At 30.9% G+C, this 6,654-nt stretch carries 4 protein-coding genes; all 4 read left to right on the top strand.

Annotated features, from left to right (window positions below):
• The first annotated feature begins 7 nt into the window (after window positions 1-7).
• The 4 genes from N4A42_RS01140 to N4A42_RS01155 all read left to right on the top strand — a co-directional run bounded on the left by N4A42_RS01140 (window position 8) and on the right by N4A42_RS01155 (window position 6,470).
• The gene (locus N4A42_RS01140; RefSeq protein WP_294068718.1) at window positions 8-1,495 is read left to right on the top strand and encodes a RagB/SusD family nutrient uptake outer membrane protein; all 1,488 of its coding nucleotides are present in this window, start codon (window positions 8-10) and stop codon (window positions 1,493-1,495) included.
• Window positions 1,496-1,508: 13 nt separating this feature from the next.
• Entirely contained in the window at window positions 1,509-2,318 is an 810-nt protein-coding gene (locus tag N4A42_RS01145; protein WP_294068720.1) for a hypothetical protein, read from the top strand.
• A gap of 91 nt (window positions 2,319-2,409) precedes the next feature.
• A complete protein-coding gene (locus N4A42_RS01150; RefSeq protein WP_294068722.1) occupies window positions 2,410-4,380 on the top strand; it encodes a S8 family serine peptidase in 1,971 nt (656 codons plus the stop codon).
• 128 nt (window positions 4,381-4,508) lie between these two features.
• A complete protein-coding gene (locus tag N4A42_RS01155) occupies window positions 4,509-6,470 on the top strand; it encodes a putative porin (protein ID WP_294068724.1) in 1,962 nt (653 codons plus the stop codon).
• The last annotated feature ends 184 nt before the right edge of the window (window positions 6,471-6,654 follow it).

Below are 6,654 nucleotides of genomic sequence, written 5' to 3' on the forward strand. Positions count from 1 at the left end.
AAGAACTATGAAATTTAAACATTTTTTAATCTTATTTATAGCTGTATGTTTTACAACAGCTTGTGATGATGAGGATATCTTTCAACCAGATCCTGATAGTATAGTTATTGACAATTTTTTTCAAACAGAAGAAGAGTTTGAAAATGCAATTAGAGGTGTGTACAGCCGAATGAAAACTGTAGGTTATTATGGAGGTTCAGGTGCATCAGGCGATTTAATTATAGTAGGTGATTTATTAGCAGATAATTTAGTAAGCAATGCAAGTGGTAGAGGATCAAATCGACAAAGTCATAGTTGGTTATATAATGATAATTTAACACCAACATCTATTTATACACAAGCATACATAGGTATAGCAAGAGCTAATCTTGTTTTGGCAAGTATAAATAATTTACCTGAAGGAGCAACTAGAGATGGAATACAAGCTGAAGCTTTAGCTGCTAGAGCTATGTTGCATTTTGATGTAGCAAGATTTTATTCACAAATGCCAACGCAATCATCAAATGCATTAAGTTCAATAGGGATTGTTTATAACGATACTTATGACCCATTAGCATCACCATCAAGATTGTCTACTGTTCAAGAAGTATATGACAAAATTAATGCAGATTTAAATCAAGCACTTACTTTAATTGGGTCATATAATTCAAATTCTACTACTAGAATTAATGTAAATGTAATTAGAGGATTGATAAGTAGAGTAGCTCTTGCAGAAGGCGACTATTCTCGTGTAATAGCTAATGCTCAGCCTCTAGTAAGTTCTGTTTCTCCTGCTATGGCTTCAGAGTTATCTAATCTTTGGACATCAGCTTCTAATCCAGGTGTATTATTTGAATTACCATTCATCTTAGGTGATGGATTAATGGACTCTAATTATAGCCAAGGTTCTGGTCAAAGTTTAATACCAGAATGGAGTGTAGATAAAGATTTTTATGATTTATATAACCCTGCAACAGAGCCAGAGCGTATCAGTGCATATTTCTTAACTTTAACTAATAATAGTTTAGGTGAGACATGGAATTTAGTAAACAAATACATAAATGGTGCTTTACAGCAAGGTCTTAATAATGGACGTTATTTACGTGTTGAAGAAGTTATTCTAAATTTAGCTGAGGCACAATATTTAAGCCCATCCGCGACAGATGCTCAGGCATTAGCTACTTTAGATATATTGCGAAATGCAAGATATTCTTCATTTACAGGTGGCGAAACTGGTGATAACTTGTTTAATGCTATTATGTTAGAACGTCGTAAAGAATTAGCTTTCGAATCTAGTGATCGTTGGTTTACTCTTAAAAGGTTACAAGGAGTATCGGGAATACCTGCTATTCATACTCAAGGTGTGCAAAGAAATGGTAATGGTCATCTATCGGATGGTTCTGGTGTAGTACCTCCAGGACAAACTTTAAATGCTGGGGATCATAGATTTCAATTGCCAATTCAGCAAACGGATATTATTGAAAATCCTAATATAGAACAAAACCCAGGTTATTAATAAAATTTAAGATATGAGAACAAATAAATATTTATTATTCATTTTGTCTATTACTTTCATTTTTAATGTTAGTTGTAATGATGAGCTAGATGTATTTAAAACAGCTGAAGGCACTTTATTATCATTTAGACAAACTAGTTACGAATTGTCAATCCCTCAGGAAGACATAACTTTAACAATTCCTGTTTCAATTTCAAATGTTTCTGACACAAGTAGAACATTTAATGTTTCTATTCTTAGTGCTACAGAAGGTACGGCTAACGAGTATTCTATAGGGTCAATTATAGTTCCCGCAAATGCTAATGAAGGATCCTTGGATATAGATTTTGATTTTTCAGAAATTCTTGGTGAAGATGGGGATTTAAAGAACCTAAGTGTTGGTATATCAGAATCAGATGACGCATCATCTTATAGTGATGTTGTAGATATAACATATTTTAGAGAAATTGTATGTAATGATTTAACTCTTACGGTTATTTCTGATGTATGGGCTTCAGAAACTTATGTTACATTAGAACAGGCAGATGGTACAGTTTTGATAGATAGATTTTTTCCATTTGGAGGTAATTCTACTCAACCACAGACTTTTACACAAGATTTTAATTTGCCTGATGGTGATTATGTTTTAAAAATTGGTGATAGCTACGGAGATGGAATGCAAGGAACTGGTGGTGGAGTAACATTGACAGGTAGTTATAGCCTCACATGTTCGATCATTACCCATGCTTCTGGGGAAGGTACCTTTGATGTTGCTGAAGCAGACCCATTTGCTGGATTTCCAAATGCAACTGTAGAGGTTACTGAATTTTCAGTTAATCCCTAATTAAGCTTAATAATACATTATTGGTAAAATAGAAAGACTGCTTTTTTTTGGCAGTCTTTCTTTTTAATATTACTTTAGTAAAAAAAATAGTATGAAAAGATTGTTATTCGTTTTAAGTTTACTATTAATTAATATTACAGCTAGTGCACAAGTAATTGAGATTAGTAAAGAGAAATTTGAAACATTGCCAAAAGAGCAAAAAGAACTTTATTTAAGAATTAAAACTTCAGATTCAATAAACTCAATAAATATTGATAAATACCTGAAAGATAATGGTTTGGATAAGGCTGTTATTAGAGAAAACAATAAAACATTTGTGTTGACAGATTTATTTAATGGATATCCAATCTATACGACTACAGATAATGAAGATGCTGCTATTGCGACAAGAACAAACCATCTTCAAGTAGGCGGGAGTTTAGGATTAAACCTTGATGGTTCTGGGATTACAGTTAGAGTATGGGATGGTGGACCTATTCAGTCTAATCATGTAGAATTTCAAAATCAATCCAACACTCAATCTAGAGTGCAAAATGCTGAAGGTCTCAATACTGAGGGGAACCCTGTTCAGGATCAACATGCAACCCATGTTACAGGCACAATTTCCGCAAAAGGGGTTAATTCTAGTGCAAAAGGAATGGCTACGGCAGTTGATGTAAGAACTTTTAATTTTAATAATGATACGGCTGAAATGATTATTGAATTGAATAATACTTTTCAACCAATGATAATTTCTAATCATTCTTACGGTGTACCTATTGATCAACCAAATGGAGGGCAAATTGACCCCTGGAGAATTGGCGCTTATACTGCAGATGCACGAGAATTAGACGACCTTTTAAGTAATAATCATCATTATTTAGTAGTTGCATCAGCTGGTAATTCTGGTAATACTGCATACCCAGGCGGAATGGCCTTTGGGTTTGATAAATTAACAGGGGATAAGAATGCTAAAAATAATTTAGTTATAGCTAATGCATCTCCAACATTAAACCCTTTTACAAATCAAATAGATTTTTCGATAAATTCTGGAAGTAGTCAAGGACCTACAGATGATTTAAGAATTAAACCTGATATAGCTGGTGATGGAACTGCGCTTTTTTCACCAGTTCCAGGTGATGCTTATGGTACATTGACTGGAACATCAATGTCTGCACCAAATGTTACAGGTTCACTTGTTCTTCTTCAACAGTATTATAATCAATTGCATGGTCAATACATGATGGCTTCTACTCTTAAAGGGTTGGCTTGTCATACAGCCACTGACGATACAGATAATATTGGTCCTGATCCATATTTTGGATGGGGTTTGTTAAATTCAGAATTTGCTGCAGAAACGATAACTGACGCAAATAGCGGTGTCGCTATTATTGAAGAGTTGACTCTCAATAATGGTAATACTTATTCAAGAACTTTTAGTGCTCAAGCAGGCGATAAGTTAAGTGCAACTATTTGTTGGACAGATGTACCAGGTGTTTCTGTTAACAACGCTTCTGAAATTAATAATCAAACTCCAAGATTGGTTAATGATTTAGATGTTAGGATTACAAAAGATGGTGTTACTTATTTACCATGGAAGTTAAATTTTTCTGGAACTGTGTTTAGTAGTTCAAAAGGTGATAATATTGTAGATAATATTGAAAGAATAGATATTGATGTACCAACTTCGGGGAATTATACACTTGAGGTTTCTCATAAAGGAAGTATAGTACCAATTACTCCTTTTCAACCCCAAAGCCAAGATTTTTCTTTAATCATAACAGGAGATAATCTTACTCTTAGTATAGATGAAAATGATTTGTTAAGAAAACTAGCAGTTTATCCTAATCCATCAAAAGGGGAATTTACTATTAGTTTCGAGTCTAATTTAAGAAGTAATGATAGTAATGTTAACGTAGATGTATATGATTTACAAGGAAGATTAGTTTATAATAATAGTTTTATAAATGCTTCTTCAATATTTAAAGAAACAATTGCATTAAATAATGCTAAAGCAGGTGTATACATGGTAAATATTTCTGAAGGAAATAGAACCACATCTCACAAGCTTATAATAGAGTAGAATAGAATTTTTATTACAAAAAAAGACCAACAAGTAATTGTTGGTCTTTTTTTGTTAAGTAATTTGTAAATCTGTTCGATTAAACAATAATTTATAGTTTACTTTGTTTTTTGTTTATAATTAAATTCATGAGATTTAGGTTCCTTATAATTCTTACTTTTTCTTTTTACGTTCTCAATATTAATGCTCAAGCTAAGTCTAGTGGTGCAAATTCGAGAAATGCACTAGGTAATAGAGATTCTTTAAATGTTAAAAGATCTAGGGGGTTTAAAAATGTGGCTACAATAGATATGTATTTGCAATTTAATACAGAAATAGACACAATTGAAGTAGATACTACCATATCAATTAACAAAGATTATAAATTTAATTACCTTCAAAGAGATATTTTTGGTTTAATGCCGTTTGCCAATATAGGTCAGACCTATAATTCTCTTAGTTTTAATTCTGTTATTAATCAAACTAATCCGCTGTTTGGGGCTAGAGCAAGACATTTTAATTATATAGAAAAGGATAGTATTAAATATTATGAAGTACCAACACCTTGGACGAGATTAACATATAAAACAGCATTTGAACAAGGACAAATGTTAGATGCCTTTTTTACAGTTAATCTATCAAAACAATTTAATTTTTCTATAGCATATAAAGGCTTAAGGTCACTTGGGAATTACCAAAACGCACTAACAAGTTCAGGTAATTTTCGGTTTACATATAATTACAAATCAAAAAATAGTAGGTACAAAACAAATGGACATATTGTTCTTCAAGATTTATTAAACCAGGAAAATGGTGGAATAAAAGATGAAGATATAGAAAATTTCACTTCAGGTGATGAGGAGTTTATAGATAGATCTGTTTTTGATATGAATTTTGAAAATGCTGAGAGTGTCTTAGAAGGTAGAAGATTCTTTTTTAATCATTCCTATGATATAATAACAGAAAAAGATTCGCTCACTAATAATAAACTAACCTTAGTAAATGAAATTTCATTTGAAGATAAATATTTCCAATATTCTCAAAGTTCACCAACAAGTGGTTATTTTGGAGACTATTTTAATAATAGTATAAATGATAAAGTCACTTTAGAAGATTTTAAATCTAAATTATATATTGAATATTTTAATAATGTTTTAGGAGAATTGAATTTTGGTATTAATTACAGTGATGTTAATTATGGTTACAATAGTGTTGTTGTATTTCCAGATGAAATAATACCCAACCGAATAAAAGCTAATTATTTTGGTGTTGATGCATCTTATAAAAAAAATATTAATTCATTTTTACTAGAAAGTAAAGCAAGTTTAAATTTGTCAGATGAGTTTGTTGGAAGTTTTATTGATGCTCAACTAGGTTTAAAACTAAATGATGATATAAAAATTTCCGCAGGTATTAATATAAGCTCTAAACTTCCTAATTATAATTATCTACTTTATCAGAGCGATTATACTAATTATAATTGGTATAGTTTTGATGATTATAAGAATATTAATACGCAACAATTTAGGTTCAATATTAAATCAAGAAAGTTTTTTAATGCCTTTTTAGATATTTCAAATATTGAAAACTACACCTATTTTAACTTAGAAGAAATAAACGAAGGAAGACGAATAATAAAACCACAACAGTATAATAGTTCAATACAATACATTAGGTTAAAAGGTCAAAGAGAATTTCGTTTAGGCAATTTTGCTTTAGATAACACAATAATGTATCAAAATGTTATAAGTGATTCAGATGTGCTAAATGTCCCCTCTCTTATTACAAGAAATACATTATACTATACAAATGATATTTTTAAAAAAGCAATGAAATTGCAAACAGGTGTCACATTCAATTATTTTACAAAATATAATATGAATGGATATGATCCTGTTTTAGCAGAATTTTATACTCAAAATGAAACAGAGTTAGGTGGGTTTCCTAGGCTAGATTTTTTTATTAATGCTAAGATTAGGCAAACCAGAATTTTCTTCAAAGCAGAACATTTCAATTCTTCTTTTACCGGCTATGATTATTTTTCGGCACCTAATCATCCATATAGAGACTTTACAATTCGTTTTGGATTGGTATGGGATTTTTTCTTGTAACAAGTAAAACGAATATATAGATGAAGAGTTTAAAACTTTTTTCAAGTGTAAACATCTGTATATAAGAGGTGTAATTATTTCTTTTAAAAAAAACCAAAAAAAGTTCTTGTGAATAAAGAAAGTAGTTCTATATTTGCACCCGCTTTTAAGAGCAACAGTAATTAAAAGCAGACGTTCATTTCCA

The sequence above is a fragment of the Winogradskyella sp. genome, from assembly GCF_025210595.1.
Classification (GTDB): Bacteria; Bacteroidota; Bacteroidia; order Flavobacteriales; family Flavobacteriaceae; genus Winogradskyella.

What these genes read in the sequence shown, in the direction of transcription:
- N4A42_RS01155 (WP_294068724.1), top strand. Translation starts at nt 4,509, where the DNA reads ATGAGATTTAGGTTCCTTATAATTCTTACTTTTTCTTTTTACGTTCTC.
- N4A42_RS01140 (WP_294068718.1), top strand. Translation starts at nt 8, where the DNA reads ATGAAATTTAAACATTTTTTAATCTTATTTATAGCTGTATGTTTTACA.
- N4A42_RS01150 (WP_294068722.1), top strand. Translation starts at nt 2,410, where the DNA reads ATGAAAAGATTGTTATTCGTTTTAAGTTTACTATTAATTAATATTACA.
- N4A42_RS01145 (WP_294068720.1), top strand. Translation starts at nt 1,509, where the DNA reads ATGAGAACAAATAAATATTTATTATTCATTTTGTCTATTACTTTCATT.